General features: G+C 48.4%; 16 protein-coding genes and 1 pseudogene. 11 read left to right on the top strand and 6 right to left on the bottom strand.

Going from position 1 to position 26522, the window contains the following annotated elements; translation table 11 throughout:
* Positions 1 to 236 precede the first annotated feature (236 nt).
* From IQ217_RS15645 to IQ217_RS15625, 4 genes are all read right to left on the bottom strand, one after another.
* Entirely contained in the window at positions 237 to 605 is a 369-nt protein-coding gene (locus IQ217_RS15645; RefSeq protein WP_194020659.1) for a helix-turn-helix domain-containing protein, read from the bottom strand.
* Positions 606 to 942: 337 nt separating this feature from the next.
* The gene (gene gltB / locus IQ217_RS15635) at positions 943 to 5535 is read right to left on the bottom strand and encodes a glutamate synthase large subunit (RefSeq protein ID WP_476718276.1); all 4593 of its coding nucleotides are present in this window, start codon (positions 5533 to 5535) and stop codon (positions 943 to 945) included.
* A 263-nt stretch (positions 5536 to 5798) separates the two neighbouring features.
* Entirely contained in the window at positions 5799 to 8408 is a 2610-nt protein-coding gene (locus tag IQ217_RS15630) for a P-loop ATPase, Sll1717 family (protein WP_194020656.1), read from the bottom strand.
* Complete coding sequence (locus tag IQ217_RS15625; RefSeq protein WP_228024176.1) at positions 8405 to 8893, bottom strand: HEPN domain-containing protein; 489 nt, start codon at positions 8891 to 8893, stop codon at positions 8405 to 8407. Before IQ217_RS15625 ends, IQ217_RS15630 begins: the two co-directional genes overlap by 4 nt.
* Positions 8894 to 8929: 36 nt before the next feature.
* Between IQ217_RS15625 and IQ217_RS15620 the strand changes: the two genes are divergently transcribed.
* Positions 8930 to 10168, top strand: coding sequence for a PQQ-dependent sugar dehydrogenase (locus IQ217_RS15620; protein WP_194020655.1), 1239 nt, complete (start codon positions 8930 to 8932; stop codon positions 10166 to 10168).
* A gap of 234 nt (positions 10169 to 10402) precedes the next feature.
* On the opposite strand, the pseudogene IQ217_RS15615 reads toward IQ217_RS15620, so the two are convergent.
* Together IQ217_RS15615 and cobT are read right to left on the bottom strand one after the other, a co-directional pair.
* Positions 10403 to 11851 (bottom strand): annotated as a pseudogene (locus IQ217_RS15615) (cobyrinate a,c-diamide synthase).
* Positions 11848 to 12957: a nicotinate mononucleotide-dependent phosphoribosyltransferase CobT gene (gene cobT / locus IQ217_RS15610; RefSeq protein ID WP_194020653.1), complete on the bottom strand. Its 1110-nt coding sequence runs from the start codon at positions 12955 to 12957 to the stop codon at positions 11848 to 11850. Before cobT ends, IQ217_RS15615 begins: the two are co-directional and overlap by 4 nt.
* 123 nt (positions 12958 to 13080) lie before the next feature.
* Between cobT and IQ217_RS15605 the strand changes: the two genes are divergently transcribed.
* From IQ217_RS15605 to sbcC, 10 genes are all read left to right on the top strand, one after another.
* Positions 13081 to 14991, top strand: a complete 1911-nt coding sequence (locus tag IQ217_RS15605; protein ID WP_194020652.1) for an AMP-binding protein — start codon at positions 13081 to 13083, stop codon at positions 14989 to 14991.
* A gap of 143 nt (positions 14992 to 15134) precedes the next feature.
* Positions 15135 to 16301: a response regulator gene (locus IQ217_RS15600; protein WP_194020651.1), complete on the top strand. Its 1167-nt coding sequence runs from the start codon at positions 15135 to 15137 to the stop codon at positions 16299 to 16301.
* Positions 16302 to 16509: 208 nt separating this feature from the next.
* A complete protein-coding gene (locus tag IQ217_RS15595) occupies positions 16510 to 16875 on the top strand; it encodes a response regulator transcription factor (protein WP_190596709.1) in 366 nt (121 codons plus the stop codon).
* Positions 16876 to 16934: 59 nt separating this feature from the next.
* The gene (locus tag IQ217_RS15590) at positions 16935 to 17486 is read left to right on the top strand and encodes a chemotaxis protein CheW (RefSeq protein ID WP_190596687.1); all 552 of its coding nucleotides are present in this window, start codon (positions 16935 to 16937) and stop codon (positions 17484 to 17486) included.
* 70 nt (positions 17487 to 17556) lie between these two features.
* Positions 17557 to 20160: a methyl-accepting chemotaxis protein gene (locus tag IQ217_RS15585; protein ID WP_194020650.1), complete on the top strand. Its 2604-nt coding sequence runs from the start codon at positions 17557 to 17559 to the stop codon at positions 20158 to 20160.
* A gap of 90 nt (positions 20161 to 20250) precedes the next feature.
* Positions 20251 to 21042: an ABC transporter permease gene (locus IQ217_RS15580; RefSeq protein ID WP_190596690.1), complete on the top strand. Its 792-nt coding sequence runs from the start codon at positions 20251 to 20253 to the stop codon at positions 21040 to 21042.
* Positions 21043 to 21159: 117 nt separating this feature from the next.
* Positions 21160 to 21411 (top strand): TatA/E family twin arginine-targeting protein translocase, encoded by a 252-nt coding sequence (locus tag IQ217_RS15575; RefSeq protein ID WP_190596692.1) that lies wholly within the window; start codon positions 21160 to 21162, stop codon positions 21409 to 21411.
* Between the two features lie 319 nt (positions 21412 to 21730).
* Positions 21731 to 23125, top strand: a complete 1395-nt coding sequence (locus IQ217_RS15570; RefSeq protein ID WP_194020649.1) for a sensor domain-containing diguanylate cyclase — start codon at positions 21731 to 21733, stop codon at positions 23123 to 23125.
* Positions 23126 to 23186: 61 nt separating this feature from the next.
* Positions 23187 to 23354, top strand: coding sequence for a hypothetical protein (locus IQ217_RS15565; protein ID WP_190596696.1), 168 nt, complete (start codon positions 23187 to 23189; stop codon positions 23352 to 23354).
* A gap of 2 nt (positions 23355 to 23356) precedes the next feature.
* On the top strand, positions 23357 to 26377 hold the full coding sequence (sbcC, locus tag IQ217_RS15560; protein WP_190596698.1) for an exonuclease subunit SbcC: 3021 nt from the start codon (positions 23357 to 23359) through the stop codon (positions 26375 to 26377).
* Positions 26378 to 26522 lie beyond the last annotated feature (145 nt).

Below are 26522 nucleotides of genomic sequence, written 5' to 3'. Positions count from 1 at the left end.
AACGTATTTGCCGCAAATGGACTATGCCCATCCAGCATTGGAAGGCGGCTCTTGCTTGTTTTGCTATTGAACACCCTAATTCTTTTCTTTTCTAATTTCCCCTTTACACAAATTCCTTGACACTCCCCATAATTCCAAGTAAGATTCCCATTTCGTCAAGAAATACCAAATTTTCAGGCTTCTCTTTCAAAATTAAGTGCCAATATTCCTTTCTTTCTTGTTGAACTTCTTCTGAGCTAGCTTTGCGGTTCCTTTTTGTTTTTTTTTCGTGTTAGTCTCAGTGTCTGCAAGAATCGACACATGGTAGATTCGCTAATTTTAATACCAGTTCTTTCTAGCCATAGCTCACAGTATTCTGAAAGGGTATAATCGGGATATTCTGTCACCATTTCTATCGCCTGCTCTTCTTTTCCCATAAGTTGACTAGGTTTACCACCACTGGGAGCTTTTGGACAAACTTGTCCCGTTTCTCGTTTCAATTTAAGCAAATCCTGAACGGTCGTTTTGCTTACTTGAAACTGCTCTGCTACTTTTCTAATTGAGGTTCCACCACCTTCATAGGTCTTGACTATCCTTTCTCTTAGATCAACTGATAGAGCTGGCATTTTACTTTTCGATGAACTCCCCTGAATATTTGTCCCTCATTGTACCACCTCGTCATAGAATCCGCCGTATAAGGAACACAATAAACGTAGTTCTCAATCTTGACGATCAGCATATACTGATTTGGGTATCTGTCCTTGTTAGAATTTTCAAAATCCGCAAGAACATCGTCATCCTGAATAGCTTTAACAATTTGTTCAAAGGAAACTTGACGATTTTGTTTGAGCCATTCGTTCTTCTCTGAATTCCAACGAAACCCACACATAAATTGTAGCTAAGGATTAGAAAAGGAGAGATTAACTAGCCGTTATATCCCTCCTAATACCAATGCCCGATAACCTAACTACCCCCAATGCGAGCCACGTCCTTAGCATTTTGCTCAAACGCCGCATTCAGGGCATCATCGCCGCTCAAACCAGCCTCAAGCGCATTTTTAATCGCTTGCAGTACCCGTTTATAATCCCGGGGCATCACCTTAACAAACTTGGCAATATTGACTTCCCAATCTGCTAGGACAGCTTTAGCTTTGGCGCTATTGGTGTAGTTAACATGGTTTTGAATTAACTCTTGCAGATCCTTGATTTCTTCAGGATCTTCCAAAGTTTCCAAAGCAACCATAGCTTGGTTACAACGGGTGGCAAAATCAACCGTTTCGTCAAAGATGTAGGCCACACCACCACTCATGCCCGCCGCAAAGTTTCGTCCTGTTTTACCGAGGACAACCACTTTCCCGCCAGTCATATATTCGCAGCCGTGATCGCCCACCGCTTCCACCACCGTATTGACACCGGAGTTACGAACACAGAAGCGTTCTCCGACCATGCCGGAAATGTAGGCTTCGCCCCCCGTTGCGCCGTAGAGACAGACGTTCCCTGCAATAATGTTCTCCGCTGCAATAAAGCTGGAACCCTGGGGAGGATAGACAATAATTTTGCCACCGCTGAGACCTTTGCCGACGTAGTCATTGGCATCCCCTTCCAGTTCCAAAGTCATACCCTTGGGAACAAAAGCGCCGAAGCTCTGCCCCGCACTGCCTTGGAAATGGAGATGGATCGTATTTTCCGGTAGGCCTTCCCAATGGCGTTTGGTGACTTCGTTGCCCACAATGGTGCCCACCACGCGGTTGATGTTGGTAATGGGTAAAGTGGCTTTAACTTTTTCGCCCTTGGCGATCGCCGGTTGACAGAGGTCCAGCAGTTGGGTCATATCAAGGGAGTGCTGGAGACCGTGGTCCTGGGGAATTTGACAATAACGTCCCACTTCCGGGGCCACGTCAGGCTGATGCAGTAGGGGAGAAAGGTCGATGCCTTTAGCTTTCCAGTGGTCCACCGCTTTTTTAGGCTCCAGGATTTCCGTGTGCCCTACCATTTCGTTAATAGTGCGGAAACCGAGTTGTGCCATGATTTCCCGCAGTTCCGTAGCAATGAAAGTCATAAAATTCACCGCATGGGCCGGGTCGCCGGTATATTTAGCCCGCAGTTCCGGGTTTTGGGTGGCAATACCCACAGGACAGGTATTTAAATGACAAGCCCGCATCATAATGCACCCCAGGGACACCAACGGCGCAGTGGAAAAACCAAACTCTTCTGCTCCCAACAAGGCGGCGATCGCCACGTCCCGACCGGTTTTCATTTGCCCATCGGTTTCCACCACAATGCGGGAACGGAGATTATTTAATACCAGGGTTTGATGGGTTTCCGCTAGGCCCAATTCCCAGGGCAAACCGGCATGTTTGATGGAAGTTTGGGGAGAGGCCCCGGTGCCACCATCGTAACCGGAAACTAAGACCACATCGGCATGGGCCTTGGCTACCCCAGCGGCAATGGTACCAACACCAACCTCAGACACCAGCTTGACGTTAATGCGGGCTTCCCGGTTGGCATTTTTCAGGTCATGGATTAACTCCGCCAGATCCTCAATGGAGTAGATGTCGTGGTGGGGCGGCGGGGAAATTAAACCAACCCCAGGGGTAGAGTGGCGCACTTTGGCGATCCAGGGATAGACCTTTTTGCCTGGTAGCTGGCCCCCTTCCCCCGGCTTAGCCCCCTGGGCCATTTTGATCTGAATTTCCTTGGCTTGGGAGAGGTACAAACTGGTGACCCCAAAGCGACCGGAAGCCACCTGTTTAATGGCACTATTTTTGGAATCCCCCTGGTCATTGGTCCAGGTAAATCGTTCTGGGTCTTCCCCCCCTTCTCCAGTGTTGGACTTACCGCCAATGCGATTCATGGCGATCGCCAAGGATTCATGGGCTTCTTTGGAAATAGAACCGTAGCTCATGGCCCCGGTTTTAAAGCGTTTCATAATTGCTTCCACCGGCTCCACTTCTTCTAGGGGAATGGGTTCACGGTCTTGGAAGTCCAGTAAGCCCCGCAGAGTAAAGAACTTTTGGTTTTGTTCGTTAACTAAAGCGGCGTACTGTTTATAAAGATCATAGTTACCTTCCCGCACGGCCCGTTGGAGCAAATGAATGGTTTGGGGACTAAATAAATGCTCTTCCCCATCCTTACGCCACTGGTATTCACCGCCCACATCCAGGGTATGGCGATCGCCGGGGCGGGTAGCAAAGGCGTGTTGGTGACGCAGAATGGCTTCCTGGGCAATTATCCCGAGATCCGATCCTTGAATACGGGAAGAAGTACGACAGAAATATTTGTCAATGACCGACTGATTTAAGCCAACGGCCTCAAAAATTTGGGCACCCCGGTAACTTTGGATGGTGGAAATGCCAATTTTAGAAGCTACTTTAATTACCCCCTTGGTGGCGGCTTTGATGTAGTTTTTGCAAGCAGTTTTATGGTCTACATTAGCCAGTAAACCTTCGGCGATCATGCCGTCTAAAGTTTCAAAGGCTAAATAGGGATTAATGGCTCCACAACCGTAGCCCAGCAGTACGGCAAAATGATGCACTTCCCTCGGTTCCCCAGATTCGAGCACTAACCCCACTTTGGTACGGGAACCATTACGGATTAGATGGTGATGTAACCCTGATACCGCTAGGAGGGCCGGAATTGCCGCTTTTTCCGCCGCAACGTCCCGGTCACTGAGAATAATTAAATTGACCCCTCCGGCGATCGCCTGGTCCGCTTTGGCAAATAAGTCATCTAAAGCAGTTTTTAGTCCAGTTTCCCCTTGGTTGGGGTCAAACAGAATGTCTAGGGTAACGGATTTAAATTCATCGTTATCGAGAGCTTTGAGCTTGGCCAAATCTTCGTTGGTCAGAATCGGCGTTTTCAATTCAATCAAACGACAACTTTCTGGCCGGGGGTCGAGCAGATTACCTTCACCGCCAATGGTGGTTTCCGCCGAAGTAATAATTTCCTCTCGAATGGAATCGATGGGGGGATTGGTCACCTGGGCAAATAACTGTTGGAAATAGTTGTAAAGCAGCTTGGGCTTATCGGACAGCACCGCCAGGGGAGTATCTGCCCCCATGGAACCGATCGCCTCCACTCCGTCCCGACCCATGGGAGCCATCAGAATACGCAACTCCTCAAAGGTGTAACCAAAGGCCATTTGCCGCTGGCGTAAGCTTTCCGCATCGGTGCCGGGGACATTGCCGGGAACAGGTAATTGATCCAGAGACTTTAGGTTAGCCGTCAACCATTCACCGTAGGGATGCTGACTGACAATATTCTGTTTAATTTCTTCGTCGGCAATGATGCGCCCCTGCTCCATATCTACCAAGAACATCCGCCCTGGTTGTAGCCGTCCTTTTTTGGCCACCCGCTCCGGCTCAATGGGCAATACTCCCGCTTCCGAAGCCATAATCACCAGATCATCCTTGGTAACGTAATAACGGGAAGGCCGCAGACCATTACGGTCCAACACTGCCCCCATCATTTTGCCGTTGGTGAAGGCAATGGAGGCCGGGCCGTCCCAAGGCTCCATTAAGCAGGAATGGTATTTATAGAATGCTTTCTTCTCCCCGCTCATGGACTCGTGGGCACTCCAAGGCTCCGGAATCATCATCATCACCGCATGGGGCAGGGAGCGGCCGGCCAGATATAGTAGTTCCAACGCATTGTCAAAAATGGTGGAATCACTGCCATCGATATTGATCACCGGCTGGACTTTAGCCATGTCCTCCCCGAATAGGGACGATTCAAACAGGGCCTGACGGGCTTGCATCCAATTGACGTTGCCCCGCATGGTATTGATTTCGCCGTTATGGGCAATGTAGCGGTAGGGGTGGGAGCGCTCCCAACTGGGAAAGGTATTGGTACTAAACCGGGAATGGACCAGGGCCAGAGCACTTTCCATCTCCGGGTCATGGAGTTCAGGGTAATACTGTCCCACTTGGGCGGTGGTCAACATGCCTTTATAAACCAAAGTGCGGGCAGACAAACTAGCCACATACCAATGACTATCAATCTTTTGTGATCGGATGGCCCCGTGGGTCAACTTACGAATGACGTATAGTTTGCGCTCAAAATCCAAGTCATCGGTCAAGCCTTCCGGCCGACCAATGTAAACCTGTTGCATAAAAGGTTCACTGCCCTTGGCGGTATCCCCCAGGGGCTCGTTATGGGTGGGAATGTCTCGCCAGCCTAAAACCTGCAAACCCTCTTGGGTGACAATGTCATTGAATTTTTGCCGAGCTTCGGCCCTGGCCAACGGATCGGGGGAGCCGTAAATATTGCCCACTGCATACTGCCCTGGAGCGGGAATAGTAATCCCCTCAGCCCCAGCTACTTTTTGGATAAACTTGTGGGGAACTTGGATTAAAATACCGGCCCCATCCCCCGTGTTTGGCTCACAGCCACAGGCTCCCCGGTGCTCCAAATTAACCAACATTTGTAGGCCCTGCTCCACAATGTCGTGGGAAACTTTGCCCTTCATCTGCACAATAAAACCCACCCCACAGGCATCATGTTCATTTTGTGGATCGTAAAGACCTTGGACTTGGGGGGCGAGGTGAGAACTGTTCATAGGACTGGTAACCGTACAAAAGTTTGGGATGAGGGGGCGAAGACCTCTATGGCAGGGCATTCCCCGGTTTTTGAATTGTAGCGGTCATAACCTTGATTGAGACAGCCCGCTTAATGAATCTATTAAGTTTTTTTAGATTTTTGCTCAGGGTTCCTTGACGTTTCCCAGTGGGGGGACAAATTTTTCCCTGTTTATATGATGTCGATCCAAATGATCAAAGTTGTCCGATTAATACAGAAGAACGAATATCCCGAAGTAGAAAATTAGGCTTGCCCCATCCTCGTCATACCAATACCTGAAAGATAAAGGTCTGGGACTTTGTAACGTTCAATTTCTTTTTCGGTTCCCTCATAAACAGACAACAAGCCCACTTCCCTGGCAAGGCCCAACTCTTCCTCAAATCCAGTAACTTCCGTTGCTTTAAAGGGTGATCGACCGATAGTTCTTAAAGCATCAATCAAGTCTTGAAGTTCAGAAAATTCTTCTTGGATTAAGGCATTTAATGCTTCCATTGACACTTTCTCCAGGGACGCAGTCAAGGCCCTAGGTCTGATAATCGTTTTCCAATAGGGGTTTTGTTTTTGCTCTCGATTTTCCCAGTCTTTAGCTTGGACAAAAAGTTGTAAGAGAGTCCGCGGATTATGATTTTTGCCGCCATCGGCAAGTCGGTTCCAGACCCAATTCCGAGTAAATGCTGATTTTCCGCCTTTCATGCGCTCCCCAACTAAAAGATTCCAACTTTCAATTACTTGTGTGTCACTAAGGTGATCGTTACTTAATAACAATCTTCCCTCTTCAGTGGATTTCACAAGGGATTGGAAACCTTTTGATTGAAAGACTTGTTCAATTAAAACTCTAAAGAAATCCGCTTTGTTTGGCCAAGCAAGCGTCACTGAACGCCCAAAAAAATGGCTTTTATTATCAAAACTTAAACCTCGCCAAATATCTTCCCTCAATAAAACCTTAAATTTGAGTTTCTGGAGATCATCACCCAAATCAGTAATTAATGAAAGTAAGCCTTCAATTGCCCTAATTCGTCTCTCTCGATCTAATGAAGTATTGCCGAAACCGGTGTCTAATCCATCTAATAAAAGTAGCTTCTCGGATGGCGTATCACGATCAAAATGCACTAGCCAATCCCTTGCCAGTAAACCAACAGAGTCAATATGAAGCAAGCTTTGAATACAGTGAATCACTTCCAGTTCAGTAGTGGGGGCTATTTCGGCTATGGCGATTAAGCGTGCATTTGGTTGAGGTCTGTTTCCTTGCCAAGACCAATAGCAAGCTAGACATGTTTGTAGTAACCAAAATTCACGCCAACTTTTCTTGGTTTCTTGTAGAGCTTTCTCAACAGCTTTAAATCCTTCAGGACTGATTAGCCATGCTCTACCTCCTTTAAGAGGACTGGGTGATAAAACAACAAAGGAGTTTGAAGGGGAACCTTCGAGTAAACGACGAAAAATAGCAGTTTTACCAGTGCCTTTACGTCCAAGCACGAGCGGTATTTGGGGTCGTAATGCCACATTAACTAGATCTGTTTCAACAAAAGTCTCCAGAAATCTCTCTTGATATTCTGCCGTTCCCGCTGAAAAATTCAACTCTTCCAGAATTTTTTCTTTTGTATCAGATAAATTAACGTTTAGCCTTTGCTCATTATCCGTTGGCAGAAAACGTTCTAGCCATTCGGCAACCGCCTCATAATCACGCCAAGTTTCTCGACTAGATAGTATCTGATCTGAGGTCGCAATTTCCTCTCGGTAAGGAACAAAATGTGTTATGTCTGTCTCCTGAATGGGTTCTAAGGCAGATCTTCTTTCGCCTAAAACTGATAACCAATCTCCTATCCACTCAATAGCTCGATGTTGGTATCTTTCTATAACTTCGGGGGCCTTACTAGCTGGTACGGGAGAAACAATAAACCTTGGCTCTGGGGTTAGTCTTTGCTCAGTGCGTCGAGATTTAGCCGCCAGTAGGGCATGGATAAGAGCTTCTGTCCCCCGTTGGGACTGGGGATGGGGAAAAAAGACAATAATCGCCAGATCTGCTAAATCGAACAGTAATGGCCCATTCAAAGGCGTGATTCCAGTGCGAGCATCCAGAAGAATGACATCGGGCTTAAAGGTCACATCGCTGCTCAGTAGCTGAATGAGTTCCCGTAGGGGGTTTTTGTCTTCACGATACCAAGCATCCAGATCAATAAAATTCAACAGACGTGCATAGTTCGCATTGGGTAAACCGGCGGGAAGACAATAAAGTTCATCCGTCTCAGAAACCTTCAAAATATGATGGCGAATGTCTGGTCTTTCTCCTTGGTCCAAACTTAACAAAAGAGAGACTAAACCTTGATTCTCCTTGATCTCATCTTCCTTTCCAAATAAGGCCGCTAAGCCAGGGGCTTCCAAATCCATATCGATGCAAAAAATTCTTTTACCCCGACTGGCAAGAATTTGAGCGGTATAGGCAAGGGCCGTTGAGCGACCAACACCGCCCCGAAGGGAATAAAATGTCGCTACGATGGGTCGTTCAAGATCTTCATCTAAATCAGACGGAAATAGAATGTTCTCCGGATTACTAGGCCGAGCAAGGGCTTCGGGCCACAATGGTAGATCATCAAGGGAAGAATCAATAGGAAGTGAACCGGCCCATTCTTGTTCCTCTGGGGTTAACATATCTAACCATTGAACAGTTAGATTTTCAAGTCCATCTAAGGCGATTTTTTTACGTTCTTCATGGGATTTACCTTCAAAATCAGAAGAAACAATAGCAATACGCCAACCCGAAAAAGAATCAGGTTGAACTCGCAAATCGGCAACCTCTAAAGTTGCTTTTATCATGTTTTTTTGAATGTGTTCTCTAATGGTTAAATAATTCATTTTCCTCTCCGATTAGTGCGACGAATTTGACTTTGTATCCACCCTGTTAATTGCCTTGCGCCATCTACTAATTCAACGATTGAAAGACTACTATTGCAGGTTAATTCATAGCGTAGGGATGTGTTCCATTCTTCTACAAAAAATGTCTTGGCACCTGTTTTGTCAGCAAGATCTGAGCATTTAAATCCAGACATTTCCCAAAGCCTCCGTAAATTATGGCCTTCCTGTCCCCGCCTTGGAAATTTTATTCCTTTACTTTGTAGTAAAGCCTTAAGACTACATTCAAGGGCGTATCCCGCCATGTAAACGCTACCAGCTGATTTACCTCTTTCTATTTTCATTACGTTTGCATCTTTTGCCCTTTCGTTTGCAATACTAATCCAATCTATTGATGTTGTCGGAGTCATTGATATAATTAACTTGCTTGAGGCGTTGTGCTGTAAATTATAACCAAGTTTCTTCCCTTGACTAGCCTTCCAAGCCAAATAAAGCTGTAGAAAGGAACGCGATTAATCGGCCCTATGTTTATTCCATTTCTGTTCAAGCTTACCCTCCCCCTGGCCAGTGGCATTGCCCTCTCAAGCTGTGGAGTATTTTCCCAAGCTGATCTTGTAAACACTGAAGCAGGTCAAACTTCCCCCAGGCCGACTAATTCGATGGAGGTGGCCCAAACTCCCCAAAAAGAAATTAAAGCTGTGCCGATAATCAGCGGCTTGGAACATCCCTGGGGTATGGCTTGGTTACCCAATGGCGACATTTTAATCACCGAAAGACCGGGGCGACTCCGCATTGTCCGTAATGGTGTCTTAGATCCAGAGGCGATCGGCGGGGTAGAAGAAGTTGCCACCGTCTCTGCCCAACAACTATTTGCTTCCCAACAGGGAGGTTTACTGGACATTGCCCTGCACCCCCGTTTTGCAGAAAATCGCTTCGTCTATTTCACCTACTCCCACGGTACTCAGCAGGCTAATCGCACCAGGGTAGCCAGGGCGGTTTTTGACGGAGAAAAACTGACGGATTGGCAAGTCATTTTTGAAGTGGGACAAACCAAATCCGGCGGTCAGCATTTTGGCTCCCGGTTAACTTGGTTGCCGGACGAAACCCTGCTAGTTTCCATTGGTGATGGCGGCAATCCCCCTGTGCAACTGGAGGGAGACTTTATCCGCCAACAGGCCCAAAACCTGGCTAGTCACCTCGGCAAGGTAATTCGCATCAATGATGATGGCACCATACCCGCCGATAATCCCTTTGTAGATAGTCCCGAGGCGGCCCCGGAAATTTGGAGTTATGGCCATCGCAATATCCAAGGCATGGCCTATGATCCCATTACCCAACAGGTCTGGGCTACGGAGCATGGTTCTAGGGGCGGGGATGAACTGAATCTAATTCAAAAGGGAGAAAATTACGGTTGGCCAGTGGTGTCCTTCAGCAAGGAATACAGTACGGGTCAGCCCGTTGCCCCCGTCACATCTCGCCCTGATATGGTAGATCCCCTCCAGGTTTGGACTCCGGCCATTGCCCCTTCCGGTTTAGCCATTTATCGTGGCGATCGCCATCCCAATTGGCAAGGCACCATTTTTGCTGGCGGGTTAGTGGACAGGGGCATTCGCCATTTACGGGTTGGGGAAAATAACGAAATTATTAGCGAAACCACTATTGCCATCGGCGACAGGGTGAGGGATATTCGCCAAGGCCCCGATGGCCATGTTTATGTTTTAACCGATAACAATAACGGGCAGTTGCTACGACTGGAATCGTGAATCGACCGACCAAAGCCCCCCACAATAATCTAATTTCCCACCAAAAAACTATCCGCTCCCCCAAAGGCTGGATTGCAGCGATTCGGGAGAGCGGTCTAGGGGGTCAGTTCGGTTGAAACCTGACTGCCGGAAGGAACTTTAAATGTAGCTAATTCGGGTTGTGGGGAATAGTTACTCTAAAGAACGGCCCCGGCACACAGCCGGCTAACTTCAACCAAACGACCCATGCACATACTACTTTCTACCATGGGCATCACCTCCTGTATTCCTTAATGGTACTGACTTAAAGGGTGGACTCCTCCCAAGTTAGCTCAACTTTTTTTGAAAGGCAAGGCAAGTAGCTAAAAATTTTTCCACCGGGGAAATTTGATTGCCCCAATGGAGGTGGAGATAGGAAGCCTGAACAGGGCCCAAACACCAGCCATCCATTGTCCCCTGGTCAATGGCCAGGAGCCCCCGCTGGCGGTAGAGAGCTTGGCCAGGGAGTTTCGTCATCTGGGAACGGTGAAATTCATGGCCCCGCAGGGGTTCTGTTGGCCACAACCAACTGTGGGAATTGACCACCTGGGCTTGGCGATATCCGAGACTGAGTTTGCCCCCCATGGTGACGGCGGTGGGGAGAATATCCAACATGGGAAAAGTTTGCCCGGTAAAGTCCGTAATGGCTTGGCTGAGATACATTAAACCGCCGCATTCCCCATATACGGGTAACCCTTGGTTAATTAGTTGCTTGAACTGATTTTTTAACGACTGATTACGGCTGAGGGGTTCCGCAAACAGCTCAGGAAAACCACCGCCCAGGTAAATTCCATCGATCGCCGGAGGAAGTTTATTATCTTCTAGGGGGCTAAAGGGAATGAGTTCAAAGCCGCAGTGGTTGAGTAGATCCAAGTTATCGGCGTAGTAAAAGTTAAACGCCTGATCCTGGGCGATCGCCAACCGAGCCTGGGGGTTTTGGATGGGAATGTTAAATAAATTAGTGGGGGGGAGTATGTTGGTTGGAGTTTTTAGTAAGGGGATAAGCTTAGGCCAATCCAATTGCTGAGCGGCCAAATGGGCTAATTGGTCAAAATATTGCTGAATTTGCGGCAACTCGCCACAGGGCACCAACCCCAAATGGCGATCGGGCAAAGTTAAATGCTGCTGACGGAAAAATACCCCCAGAATGGGAATATCCAAGGGTGCCAAGGCAATTTTGAGTAATTCTAAGTGGCGATCGCTTGCTACTCGATTCAAAATTATCCCGGCTAAGGCAATCTCTGGTTGCCAATGGCGATAACCCTGGACAATGGCAGCAATGGAGCCAGATAAACGCTGGCAATCTACCACAAAAATTACGGGCAACTTCAATAATCTGGCAATGTGGGCAGTAGAAGCATAATCCCCCATGCCTTGGTAGGGCACGCCGTCAAATAGTCCCATTACCCCTTCAATCAAACTGTAGGGAGTGCCTTGGCTGTGGTAGTGGAAACAATCTTTGACATAACCTTCGGAAGTTAAAAAGGGATCAAGGTTACGGCAGGGTCGCCCGGTAATTTGGCTATGGAACATGGGGTCAATGTAGTCGGGCCCCACTTTGAAGGACTGCACGGTTAGTTTTTGTTGGGCCAAATAGGCCAAAATGGCCAAGGTAATGGTGGTTTTACCGGCACCACTTCTTTCCCCCGCAATAATCACCGTCATTGTTGGGGGATCTCCAGGCCCTGTCCCAATTCCCGGGCAATTAAATTCTCAATTAGTTCTAGCAACTGGTCCTGATCCCAATTTTTATAAAGCTGGGCGGCGATCGCCATGGCCCCGGCCCCCACCCCTTCTTTGACAAAGCCCTGTTCATAGACTCGCAGTTGGGGATAAAGGGAAGAAGCAAAACTGAGTTGGGGAGCTAACAAAACCACCGGAGAAAGCAAATTGGCCAGACCCACCGTATCACCACTGGTATCTTCACAGACCCATTTGGTTGTGCCCACCACCAGGCGGGAAAAATCCACCCTCAGATCCCTTTGCTGAGCTAGGGCTTGGATCAAGGCATACACTGCCAACATTTGGGTTCCCCCCGCCAACATCACCCCCGTACTATGGCTAGCGGCGATCGCCATCCCAGCCACCACGATTTGCATCGGATCCCCAACGGCAGCCACCACAGCCATTGGATCTTGATTGGGGGAACAATGGTTCAACCCCTGGCGTACCAGAGCTAATTTTTGTTGATGATTGCAATGGGGATGGCTGCTATTTACTTTACCCCCGGCAGCGATGCCCAACCCCAACAATACTCCTAGGGCGGTGGTAGTCCCCCCCACCACGCATTCACTCAGTACTAAGTAACTGTCGGTATGCTCCTGGGCTAACTTTTCGCCCCACTGTAAACCCTGCCGAAAAAGATGCTCCACTGTCCCCAACGATAGGGCCTGCCCTGTGGAGAGACAGCGGGCCGGTTGCCCTCCCAGATCAATGGCGGCTACGGAGGGAGGGACGGGTAAACCGGAGTTAAACAAATACACCGGTGTGCCGAGGGCATCCACCAACGCTTTAGTGATGAACACAGGGGAAACCCCAGAAATGAGGGGAGGTAAGGGATAGGTTGCCCCTGCGGTAGTGCCCCTAATTAAAAATTCTGCATCGGCGATCGCCGTAAACTTTCGATCAGCGGGGGTTTTGCCGGCGGCGGAAATACCGGGGATTAACCCCGTGTCCGTAAAGCCCAACACACAGACAAATGCCGGTGGACAATGACCATGGCGTTCTATCCAGGATAAAGCTTGGTCAGACTGGGTATAAACTGTCAACATATTGCTGTAAAAGTGGGCCCAATGCGGAAAATCAAGGTCAAATACATTGAATAGATTTAAACTGTCGTTCTTTAGCCTCTCTAGCCTTAAAAATAAAGATTTCTCCCTTGTTTCTATCTGATCATGGTTGCGCCAATTAACTACAACTCCATCCACTCCCTGGCGGACACCTGGGCCATCACTGGGGAAAATTTTGCCGACATTGTGGCCCTTAATGATCGCCACAGTGATCCCCCCGTGGCCCTGACCTACGCCCAATTGCGGGACAAAATCCAGACCTTTGCGACTGGCCTACAGGATCTGGGGGTTACTCCCCATCAACACCTAGCTATTTTCGCCGACAATAGTCCCCGTTGGTTCATCGCTGACCAAGGTAGTATGCTGGCCGGGGCAGTCAACGCCGTCCGTTCTGCCCAAGCCGATCGCCAGGAATTGCTCTACATTCTGGCAGATAGCAACAGCCGCACCCTGATTGTGGAAAATCGGCAAACCCTGAGCAAACTAGCCCTGGACAGCGAAAAGGTTGATTTGAACCTAATTGTCCTCCTTTCCGACGAAGCGGTGGACCAGGACAGCGCCATTCCCCAATATAACTTTGCCCAAGTCATGGCCCAGGGAGAAGGCAAAACCCCCACCCCAGTCCCCCGCCAAGAAGAGGATTTGGCTACCCTAATCTACACCTCCGGCACCACCGGGCAACCCAAAGGGGTCATGCTCAGCCACGGCAATTTGTTGCACCAAGTACGGGAATTGGGTTCAGTCATTATTCCCCGCCCTGGGGATCAGGTGTTGAGTATTTTGCCCTGTTGGCATTCCCTCGAAAGAAGCGCCGAGTATTTCTTTCTCTCCCGGGGCTGTACGTTGAACTACACCAGCATTCGCCATTTCAAAAATGATGTGAAGCAGATTAAACCCCATCATATTGTCGGGGTGCCCCGGTTATGGGAATCCCTCTATGAAGGGGTGCAAAAAACCTTCCGAGAAAAATCCCCTGGGCAACAAAAGCTAATTAATTTCTTTTTCGGCGTTTCCCACCAATATATTCTCGCCAAACGCATTGCCCATAACCTCAGTTTGAATCATCTCCACGCTTCGGCGATCGCCCGATGGGTGGCCCGTTGCCGAGCCCTGGTGCTTAGTCCTCTGCACCACTTGGGGGACAAAATTGTCTATCACAAAGTCCGGCAGGCCGCCGGAGGCAGACTGGAAACCCTCATTTCTGGGGGGGGAGCCCTGGCCAGACATTTAGACGATTTTTACGAAATCACTAGTATCCCCGTCCTGGTGGGCTATGGCTTAACGGAAACGGCCCCCGTTACCAATGCCAGGGTGCATAAACACAATCTACGTTACTCCTCCGGCCGCCCTGTGCCCCTAACGGAAATCCGCATCGTTGATCCGGAAACTAAACGGGACTTGCCTCCCGAAACCCAGGGACTAGTTTTGATCCGAGGGCCCCAAGTGATGCAGGGCTATTACAACAAACCGGAGGCCACCGCCAAAGTGTTAGACCCAGAGGGCTGGTTCGACAGCGGTGATTTAGGCTGGGTAACGCCCCAAAACGATTTGATTCTTACCGGTCGGGCCAAGGACACCATTGTGCTCAGTAACGGGGAAAACATTGAACCCCAACCCATTGAAGATGCCTGTTTACGCAGTGCCTACATCGACCAAATTATGTTAGTGGGACAGGATCAAAAATTCTTGGGGGCTTTGATTGTGCCCAACTTTGATGCGTTGCAAAAGTGGGCTGAGACTAAAAATTTGCAAATCACCCTGCCGGAACCATCGGCCAGTAATGAAGCCATGGAAGCCAGCGGTTTGTATGACCCCCAAGTGGTGGGGTTAATGCGGTCGGAGTTGCAACGGGAAGTGCGCGATCGCCCTGGGTATCGAGCCGATGACCAAATTAAGGATTTTCGTTTTGTCCCGGCACCATTTTCCCTGGAAAACGGCATGATGACCCAAACTTTGAAGCTCAAGCGACCGGTGGTCACCCAAACCTACCAAAATTTAATTGACGAAATGTTTTAACCCCCCCATTGGACTCCGGGCTCAGGTCAAATTCCAGGGCCCCTTGGAGGCATGGCAAAAAGGGGGGAAAGCCCCAGCGTTGGTTGGTGAGTAAGCTTGCGGCAAGTTCGATAAGATATACACATCAATCTTGTGAAAACGCCATGCAGGGAACCCTGAACGAAATTGATCTCCGGAGTATCCTGCGGCTCATTGCATTGGGCCAGCGGACGGGAGAACTTTTCGTTGAGGTTCATCCCCATCAGGGTCGTGGTCGGATTTTGCCCGACAAAGTAGGCTACTGGTTTCTCTTCTTTGTGGACGGCAAGTTGGTCTATGCCGCCGACCAAGACTGTGGCCAGTTGCTCCGCCTCCAAGACTATCTCCGCCACCATGGCATTGCTATTCCCCTGGGGGAAATGGAACTAGAAAGCCTGGCCCTGAACCATATTCCTGAATACGCCTGTTTGTGGCAATTACTTTCCAAAAATATTCTTACCCCCGTCCAAGCCCACCGCATTGTTTTGGGCATGGTGCAGGAGGTGTTGTTTGATGTGCTGAGTTTACGCCAGGGAAATTTTGTCTTCGCCTTAGGTTCCGCCCTAGAGCCTGCCCTCACTTCCTTTCCCGTCACTCCCCTATTGGCCCAGGCGGGGCAGCAAATCCAAGCTTGGAAGCAGTTATATCTCCGCATCCAGTCCCCCGACCAACCAGTGGCGATCGCCAAGGATCCGGCATTAGCCAACAAAATACCGGCCAAATTTGCCCAGCATTTCCGTAGTTGGACGGATGGGGCCATCCCCCTACGGCAGATCTCCCGCTACCTACAAAAAAATCTGCCCGCCATTGCCCATGGCCTCTACCCCTACATCGAATCGGGGGCGATCGAAATATTTCCAGCCCATGAATCCCACGCTGGGGCGGATCCAGCCTGGGAAACCTTGACAGACCACACCATTCATAAAGTTGTTTGCCTTGACGACGACTATGCCATCGGTAAACAAATTGAACTTTTTTTGACCAGTCAAAACCCAAACTGTGAAGTGGTGGTGCTCCAAGATCCCCTGCAGGCCATGACCACCCTATTGACTCTGCAACCCGACTTGATCCTCTGCGACATCACCATGCCCCACCTAGATGGCTATGAAATCTGTCGCATGATCCGCCATTCCCAGCGTCTACGGACCACTCCGATCATTATGCTCACCGGCAAGGAAGCATACCTTGACCGACTCCTAGCCCGGATGGCCGGGGCCACAGACTATCTGACTAAGCCCTTTACCCAACAAGAACTAATTTCATTAGTTGAATCCTACTGTAAAAAATCATGATCCGTTGACCATTGTCCCCAGTCCCTATCCCCATCCCCTGTTACACCACCGACAATTTTGCGGTAAATTGTCAACACCAATGGGCTCCCCAGCAAAAAATAATACTGACTGAATTGTTAAGGGAGCGACTATGATGGAAAATAAACCAGGCAGGATTCGCCAATTTGCTTCGGATCCAGGTTTGCAATGCCAAGCAGAAAGGACTTTTATGAACGCAGTTTTGCTGGTTGAAGACAGCTCTAGTCAGCGCGAGATGATATCTGGCATCCTCAAAGACCATGGCTGGCAGGTCACCATCGCCTGTGATGGGGTAGAGGCCTTAGAAAAATTGCAGAGTTTTAGTCCGGACCTGGTGGTGCTGGATATTGTTATGCCCCGCATGAACGGTTATGAGGTTTGTCGGCGCATCAAATCCGATCCGAAAACAAAAAATGTGCCGGTGATTATGTGTTCCTCTAAGGGGGAGGAATTTGATCGTTTTTGGGGCATGCGTCAGGGGGCCGACGCCTATATAGCCAAACCCTTTCAGCCGATGGAATTGGTGGGCACCATTAAACAACTCCTGCGCAATTAATTGTGGGGATTTTATGAGACTTGGGTTATGGTTGTTCAGGGTCTTAGGTAGGGAAATCTATGGTTAGTTCTAATCCCGCTGATATTTTCATTGATGGCAAGCAGGAATTGGATCCGGCGTTTCAGGAACTGCAGGCCCTGGAAGGGGAGCTTCATCTCAGGTTTTATTTGCCCTCCCGGGAAGAATTTGCCCTGCCAGCGGTTTCCATTCGGGAAGTGATGCAACAGGAACCAGACCGCATTACCCCCATCCCCAACGCTTCGCCCCTATTGTTAGGAACTATTAACCTCCGGGGTCAGGTCATTTGGGTAGCAGACCTGGGTCGTTTTCTGGGGAATAATGCCAATCTCAACACTGACCGGGCGGAAATTCCCGTCATTGCGGTGGAAGATCAAGAAACACTTTTGGGTTTGGCGATCGACTCCCTCGGTAATATGGAATGGTTGGATACGGACAATCTTCAGCCGGCCAACGATGTGCCGGATCACATTGCCCCCTACGTCCAGGGAGAGTGGCAGATTCCCGCTGACGGTGCCCCGTCTTCTCCCCCCCAAATTTTGCGCCTTCTAGACCATGTGGCGCTACTCCGATCCGCCCGCTGGGCAACTTGATATATCCGGCTGAGGCGATCAATTTTATTCACCTTGGCCCACCTAAAATCCGACTGAGGAAACCGGCAAAATGGCAACAGAAACCAATTTTTCGCAGCTTTATGGGTTGGCCTACGCCGCCTATGGACAGGGGAATTATCAAGAAGCTTCTTCCCACATTGAACAATTGGCCGCTGATTTTCCTGAAGATCCCAATGTGCTATTGCTCCGGGGACACATCTATGTCGGCCTGGAACAATACGCCCTAGCCCACCAAGCTTATCAGGGGGTAATCCGGCTTTCCGATCGCCAGGATTTAATCGACTGTGCTAACCAGGCCCTGGGGCAAATCAAAGAGGAGGGGCCGGGGGGCAACGGAGCGAAGGACTCCTTTGGCCAGGATTGGCAAAGTGAGGTTGATTCCGTTGATCGCTCCATGGCCTGGGAAACGGGAATATTCACCGAGGAGGATTTTGGTGAGCCCACCTTGGGTAGTGTACCTACCCCCACCAATCCTGGCATGGATCGTCCCTTTGGCCGTAGCTCTGGATCCGGTTCTTTTAGCACCAGTGGGGCCAGGAGTTACGAAATTGAAAACCTAGATTGGAGTCCGGAAGCTTTTACCGATGACCTGGACTCGGACGATGAACAGACCATGATGCCCCAAACCGGTGAATCTACCTTTGTGGTGCCACCGGCTTTCGGTGAAGGGATAGCGGATTTTGCTGATTTGGCGGCGGATGTCTCGGCGGCGGGCATTGGCGGGACAGAGGGCACCGAACATCCCCAATATCAAGCTTGGGATGGGGGCGACTGGAGTGAAGCCCTAGGTTTAGACGATCCTGAAGCCTTGGCTGCGGCCCCTACCCCCACCTCTGGCAATTATGGCGCTGGCAACAACTTACCGAGCTTTGATGCGTTTGAGGAAGGGGTTGACGATGAGTTGTCCGATTTTAACCTGACGGACATTGCCCCAGAGTTGCCCGATTCTTCCCTCTTTACCCAAACCACCGGTCTGGATATGAGCCCTGTGGACCGGGTCAATGACACCCAAGGCGGTGATGCAGTGGACCATGGAGGTAATGCCCCCCAACCGGGCATGGCCACTTGGTTAAAACCAGAGGGGGCCGCCACCGGGGATTTATCCAGCGCCACTAGTCCCTTTAATGACCGCCCCACCAGCGAAGTAGATGCGGGTTTTCTCGGTTGGTTCACCAATGCTTCCCTGTTTAAAAAGCAAATTTACATGGCGATCGCCTCCGGTGTATTTTCCGGGTTCGTTGTGTTGGTATTGGGTAGCATAGTGGGGCTGGGGGGAGCACCTCAAAATGTGCCGGCTCCTCCAGGGGAAACCACCACCGAAGCTCCGGCGGAAGGAGCTCCCGCAGAGGGCCAGGCCCCAGAGAAAGAACCGGGTAAAGCTTCCCTCCTCAACCTCGCCCTCCTCACAGCCATCGCCACGGCGATCGGGGTCTTTTTGATCAATCGACTCCTGATGCAACAGATTAAGAGCATTATTGACGACCTGCAAAATCAGTTTGAATCCATCTACGAAGGAAATTTCAATGTCCGGGCCAAGGTGCGATCGGAGGACGAATTGGGGGCTTTGACCCAGCGGTTCAACTATATTTCCCAGGTTATTCTTACTGCCACTAGTGAAGCCCAGGAACGGGCTGCCACCACCGAAAAAGTGCGGGAGAAATTGCAACGCCAAGTAATTCGGCTCCTGGACGATGTGGAGGGGGCTTCCCGGGGAGATTTGACCGTACAAGCAGAAGTAACGGCGGATGAGCTGGGGGCGGTGGCCGATGCCTTTAACCTGACTATCCAAAATCTACGGGAAATTGTCTTGCAGGTAAAAAATGCCGCCAAGCAGGTGAACAATAACTGTAAAGACAGTGAGTCGTTTGCTCGTAATAACTCCAGCGATGCTCTACGGATGGCAGAGGAATTGGCCGTCACCCTCAACTCTGTTCAGTTAATGACAGAATCCATTGAACGGGTGGCAGAAAATGCCCGGGAAGCGGAGGAAGTGGCCCATACTTCATCTTTAACCGCTCTCAAAGGTGGGGAAGCGGTGGAAAGAACGGTGGGGGGCATCCTACAAATTCGGGAAACGGTGTCGGAAACTGCCCGCAAGGTAAAACGTTTAGCGGAAGCATCCCAGGAAATTTCCAAAATTGTGGCGGTTATTTCCCAAATTGCCTCCCGGACTAACCTGCTAGCTTTAAACGCTTCTATCCAGGCGGCCCGGGCGGGGGAAGCAGGGCGAGGCTTTGCCATCGTTGCGGATGAGGTGCGGCAGTTGGCGGATCGTTCTGCTAAGTCGTTGAAGGAAATTGAGCAGATTGTTTTGCAGATCCAAAGTGAAACCGGCTCTGTAATGACTGCCATGGAAGAGGGCATCCAACAGGTAATCGACGTGACTGACAAGTCGGAGCAGTCCAAACGAGCCCTGGAGGATATTATTGAGGTGTCTAACCGGATTAACACGTTGGTGCGTTCCATTACCGCCGACACCGTCAAACAACAGGAGAATTCCGGGGCGGTGTCCAACGTCATGCAGTCCATTGAGCTGACCGCCCAGGAAACGTCCCAGGAATCCCAACGGGTGGCGGGATCTTTGCAAACCCTGGTCTCCATTTCCCGGGATCTGTTAACCTCCGTGGAACGGTTCCGGGTAGAAAATCGGTGAGGTCGGGGCAGAATATTTCTCCCCTAGCCTAGCTATTGGAATACCGGTGTGGGCCCCAGATGCCCCAGTTCATAATCATTGCAGTGAAGTATGTCGGATCGACGCTCTCGCCACTCCCTCAGTCTTTGGTTCCAGCGTTTGGTCGCGGCCTTTTTTTTAACCGGCCAGGTTTTTTTGCACATTTTGCAGGGGCGGATTAACCGGCGCAATACCCTGGAACAAATGAATATGGTCGGCCCAGAATCCATGGCGATCGCCTTGATCACGGCGGGTTTTGTGGGCATGGTTTTTACTATTCAAGTGGCTAGGGAATTTATTTACTATGGAGCCACCACGACCATTGGTGGAGTTTTATCCCTATCGTTAACCAGGGAATTGGCCCCGGTCTTGACCGCGGTGGTGATTGCCGGGCGGGTGGGTTCGGCCTTTGCGGCGGAAATTGGCACCATGCGAGTAACAGAACAGTTGGATGCCCTCTATATGCTCAGGACAGATCCGATTGATTATTTGGTGGTGCCCAGGGTAATTGCCTGTGGGTTGATGTTGCCCATTTTGACTGGATTATCTCTGTTTGTGGGCATGGCGGGGGGATTGGTGATTTCCTCTAGCCTTTATGCCATTAATCCAACTATTTTTTTAAACTCTGTGCAAAATTTTACCCAGCTATGGGATGTGTTTGCCTGTTTGTTCAAATCTTTGGTATTTGGCATTATCATCGCCATTATCGGTTGTAGTTGGGGCTTAACCACCACTGGGGGGGCTAAGGGAGTGGGGGAATCCACCACCACTGCTGTGGTCACATCCCTATTGGCCATTTTTGTTAGCAACTTTTTCCTATCTTGGTTAATGTTCCAGGGCACGGGGGATACTGCCCTCGGCTAATGCCATGGCATTGACCTTGGTTATGGGCCTTTCATCCCCTTGGGTTTCTGTGGGGGACAAAGCTCTGCTACAGTCGGTTAAAGGAATCTTTCTCTCCCTGTAATCGCACCCAGTCCTATGAATATCTTCGGCATTGGCTTACCCGAACTAGGTTTAATCTTTGTTATCGCCCTGTTGGTGTTTGGCCCCAAAAAATTACCGGAAGTAGGGCGCAGTTTGGGCAAGGCCCTGCGGGGATTCCAGGAAGCGTCCAAAGAGTTTGAAACGGAACTGAAGCGGGAAGCTCAAAATCTCGAAAAGTCAGTGCAAATTAAGGCAGAACTAGAAGAAAGCAAAACTCCAGAGAGTAGTTCAGAAAAGGCGAGCTAAATTTTACTCGGCGATCGCCATTAGGGCACGATCAATCCTTAGTGAGGGCCGTTGATGGAACAGTGGTGCCCTGGCTGTCAATGATTGAATTTGAAGAGTAGGCTATAGTTAACAGGTATGAAGGCTGTTGCCCTAACTATTGTTCTACCTTACTAAGTTATTTAAAGACTTTTTTTAAATATTTTCATCTTTTGAGCCAACGAAAATTTTAAATAAAAAATAATACTTGGGGAAGAGCAAAGGGTTAGAGCTTTAATCAAAAATCCAGTGGTGCATCAATCACCATCTGTCGGTGGATGGCTTGTCAAACAAAAGGTCCATGCAAAACTTTTCCTTTCAAAAAGTATTAAAAAAGCCAGACGTCAAAACCCTCCTCCAACGGCTAGGCGATTCCATCGGCAAAAACTTTGCCATTATTGATACTGAGGGCCGTTGTCTTTGGGGCAATGCCCAGGGTTCCCAGGCCAAGGCTGATATTTATGCCCATCAGATTTGTTTGGGCACCGTAACCGGTGACCTTGCGCCCCATTCCGCCGAGGCGATCGCCGCTGTGGTGGGTTACATTGTGCAAACGGAGTATGAAAAAAAGCAGTTGGCCAAGGATGCTCTACAAAAATATGAAGAAGTGGTTTTTCTTTCACAATTTGCTAATGCCATGGCCACCTGTACTGGGTTGCATGAGCTAATCGAAGTAATTAGAGCCCAGATTCGTCAGGTTATCAGTGTCGATGAAATATTTTTATACCTTTATGACCAAAGCCAAGATAGTCTAGCTCCATTTTTGTATAAAACGGAAGACTCATTACGGGACTTTAAAGCAATTGAAAAAATTGTTGAGCGGGTCTTAAAATTCCATCAAGTAGAGGTAATTGATGATATTCAAAAGGATCCAGACTACCTCAATCAGCCTTCTAGAATTCGTTCTTTGCTTTGCTGTTCTCTGACGGTCCAAAATTCAATTATTGGCGTCCTTGGTTTAGCCCACTACCAGGCCAAGCACTTCGATTCCAGTGATTTGAATCTTTTTTCCACCGTTACTGGCCAGGTGGCGGCCGCTATCCGCACTGCCCAATATTATGAAACTATCAAAAATTATTCCCAAACCTTGGAAATTAGGGTGAAGGAGCGCACCATGGAGTTGGAATTTGCCAAACAACAGCTAGAGCAAGTCAACCAACAACTCAAACATTTAGCTATTTACGATGAACTAACCCAAATTCCCAATCGCCGTTATTTCACTAGCTATTTAGAACAGGAATGGCGGCAATGTTTGCGGCAAAAATCTCCCATTTCTCTAATTTTATGTGACGTAGATTATTTCAAAAACTATAATGATCTTTATGGTCATCAAATGGGGGACAAATGCCTCCAAAGTGTAGCTAAAATCATTCAAAATTCTTTGAAGCGCCCTTCCGATGTCCTAGCTCGCTACGGAGGTGAAGAGTTTATCGTGATTTTGCCCTACACCGATCAACCGGGAGCTTACACTGTGGCTCAACGCATCCACCACTATCTAGCGGGGGCAAAAATTTCCCATGCTGATTCCCCTACGAACCGTTACCTCACCATAAGTTTAGGGATTGGCACCACTGTGCCCCTGTTGCATTATCATCCCAGTGATTTAATCAAAATTGCTGATCAGGCCCTGTATGCTGCTAAGGGAGCCGGGCGCAACCAAACAAAGGCAAAAGTTTTATCTTTTCAATGTAGTTAGTTAAAATTATGGAGTCAAATATTATTTGGTCAGTCTTGATAATTAATTGACTAATTAGCCGATGAGTTTAGTTTTGTTAGTGGTATTTTTTCTGTTAACCAACGCTATCTTTACCAAGGTGTTGATCAGCTTGCCTGAATATTTTGTTAATCAAGGAGCAATGGTGGGGCGTTTTGCCATACTGGGATTAATCGTTCTTTTTCTCAGTTGGACAATGGGGGATGATTGACCATGGTGCCCCAACAGTTAATTTTAAAAAATTTCCTCAGTTACCAAAATGTTAGTCTAGATTTCCGCGGTCTACACACAGCCTGTATTTGTGGGGCTAATGGAGCAGGCAAATCATCTTTGTTGGAGGCCATTACTTGGGCAATTTGGGGTAAGTGTCGGGCCGAAAGTGAGGATGATGTGCTCCACAATGGCACCGATCAAGTAAGGGTAGATTTTGAATTTATTAGTAATAACCAAACCTATCGAATTATTCGCAGTCGCCAACGCGGCCGCAGTAGTGTAACGGAATTTCAAATCAAAAGCGGCGATCATTTCCGCACCCTTTCCGCTAAAGGACTCAGGGCTACCCAGGAAAAAATCACCACCACGCTGAAATTAGATTACGAAACCTTTGTTAATTCCGCCTATCTGCGCCAAGGAAGGGCCGATGAATTTATGTTGCGCAAACCCAGTGAACGTAAACAGATCCTGGCAGATTTATTAAAGTTAGACCAATATGAATTACTGGCAACTAGAGCGAAGGATATTTCCAAGGAAGCCAAGGGTAAAATTAATATTCTCAATGAACGCTTGCAAATATTGGAGCAGGACTTGAACCAGCGACCGGATGTGGTAGCTAATCAAGAAAAATTAACCGCAGAAATTAAAGTGGTTCAAGCTCAACAAGAGCAGACACAATGGCAGTTACAACAGCTACAAACTAGTCAAAATCAACGGCAACAATGGCAAAAGCAAGCTGGATGGCAAGAACGACAATGTCAGGAGTTGACCACTGAAATTGCCAGGTTACAGAACCAGAATGAGGAAATTGCTCAGCAATGTCAAAAACTAGAATTATTGTTGGAACAAGAAGCCGTTATTCAAACTAATTTTCAGCGTTATCAAAACCTACAAAGCCAGGAAGCAGAATTAGCTAAAGACTTTCAACAATATCAAAATTTACAACAGCAACGACAAGATTTAGAGCAACAGTTACAACGCCAAGAGAATGAATTAGCACGACAAACGGAGCAACAGCTTCTGCGATTGGAGCATCTGGATAAACAACTGGCTGAATTACAACCTATTCTAGCTCAACAGCAGGACATTGAAGTGGAGTTAGGTAAGTTAAAAACTGCTAAGCAAAAACTAAGTCAGCTTGATAACCTCCAGCACCAAGTTGCCCCCCTTTTACAACGACGTTCTGTCCTACAAGCGGATTTAGAACGGGCTAGGGCTCAGTGTCAGGCGCAACTAGAGCAACGGCAGGCGATCGCCAAACAGTTACAGATAGCCATTGCCGCCATCCCCGACCAAAGAAGAGCTTTTCAGGCTTTGGACGAGGAAATTTCCCAGCTGAAAAATAAACAGGTTTACCTTAAACGGGTAGAAGAAAAAGGCCAGGAACGGGGTCATTTCAAAGAAAGATTGCAGGAAAATCAAAGATTATTTGAAAAACAGTTACGGGAATTAGAGCAAAAACTGAGTTTGTTAGATATTCCTGGGGCAACTTGTCCCCTGTGCGAACAGGGTTTAGATGGCCATTATCACCAGCAGGTAATCGAAAAAACTGATCATCAATGTCAAGAATTACGCAATCAAATTTGGATCTTAAAGGAACAAATTACCCTGGCGGATCAAGAATTGGCCATTCTTCGTAATGAATATAGAGAAATTGCCGATGGTCTAAGCAATTTAGAACAATTGCTACAACATTATGGGCAAATGGAGGCGGAATTAGAAAAAAGTGGAGAAAACCATGAGCGATTGGTGGATTTAAATGAGCAAATCGCTGACCTAGAACTGAGCTTAAACCAAGGGACTTTTGCCGCCTCTCTCCAACTGGAATTAGCTGTTCTGGAGCAGGAATTGACTAGCTTAGCCTACGACGAACAAACCCACGCATTGGCCCGTTCCACGGTGGATCAACTGAGAAAAGGGGAAATCCGCCACGCTAAGTTTAGAGAAGCCCAAGCTAAGCATAAACAACTAATGGCCGATCGCCCTGGGTTGGAGGAAAAATTGCTGGCATTACGTTCCCAATTACAAAGTTTGGGCACCAGTTCCCCCCTACATCAACAATGGCAACAGGCAGAAGCCGTCCTATCCCAACTGAATTACAACAGCGAAACCCATCAACAATTGTTGGGGGAATTGCGTCGTCAACAGTCTTGGCAATTACGGCACCAAGAACTAGAGCAGGCTCGGCAACAATTACCCATTCTGGTGCAACGGGCCCAGGAATATCGAGAGCTCATTGGCGATCGCCAGCAGGCCTTAGGAGAAAGGCAGAGGGAATTGGCCCAGTTGGAGGAACAAATTCGTCAATATGCAGACCATGGGGAACAAATTCAATTGTTGGAGCAAGAATTAGGACAAAGAAGGCAACAGTTGGATAATCTCCTGGCCAAAAAAGGGGGTTTGGAGCAATTATTAATCCAAATTGACACTTTGCAGGGGGAATATGAAGAAACAAAACAGCAGTTTAATCAAGCCCAAAAACAGTTTCGCATCCACGAAGAGTTGAGCAAAGCCTTTGGTAAAAATGGCATTCAAGCAATGATGATTGAGAATATTTTACCCCAGTTAGAAGCGGAAACCAATTACATTTTGGCACGGTTAACGGGTAATCAACATCATATTCAATTTGTTACCCAAAAAGAAGGCAAAAGCAGCACTAAACGTAAACCAAAAATGATTGATACCCTGGATATTCTCATTGCCGATGCCCAAGGTACCAGGCCTTATGAAACCTATTCCGGCGGGGAAGCTTTTCGGATTAATTTTTCTATCCGTTTAGCCCTGGCCAAATTATTGGCTCAACGTTCTGGTACCGCTTTGCAATTACTGATTATTGACGAAGGTTTTGGTACCCAAGATGCGGACGGTTGCGATCGCCTGGTGGCCGCCATCACGGCCATTGCTTCGGACTTTGCTTGTATTTTAACTGTCACCCATATGCCCCAGTTTAAGGAGGCTTTCCAACAACGAATTGAGGTGAATAAAACCGAATTTGGCTCCCAATTGGCCATTGTCAGCTAGGCTCGGTACGGGACTAAAAAATGGGAGCATCCCACTTTTGCCCTGAGTATAAATGCTTAGTGATGTGAGTAGAGAAAATTGCTGTAAAAATAAGAAAAACAGGAAAAATCTATGACCCCAGAAGAAATTCAGCAGGCCAAGGACT

The sequence above is a fragment of the Synechocystis salina LEGE 00031 genome (assembly GCF_015207985.1).
Classification (GTDB): Bacteria; Cyanobacteriota; Cyanobacteriia; order Cyanobacteriales; family Microcystaceae; genus Synechocystis; species Synechocystis salina.
This window is presented reverse-complemented; position numbering and strand designations above follow the sequence as displayed.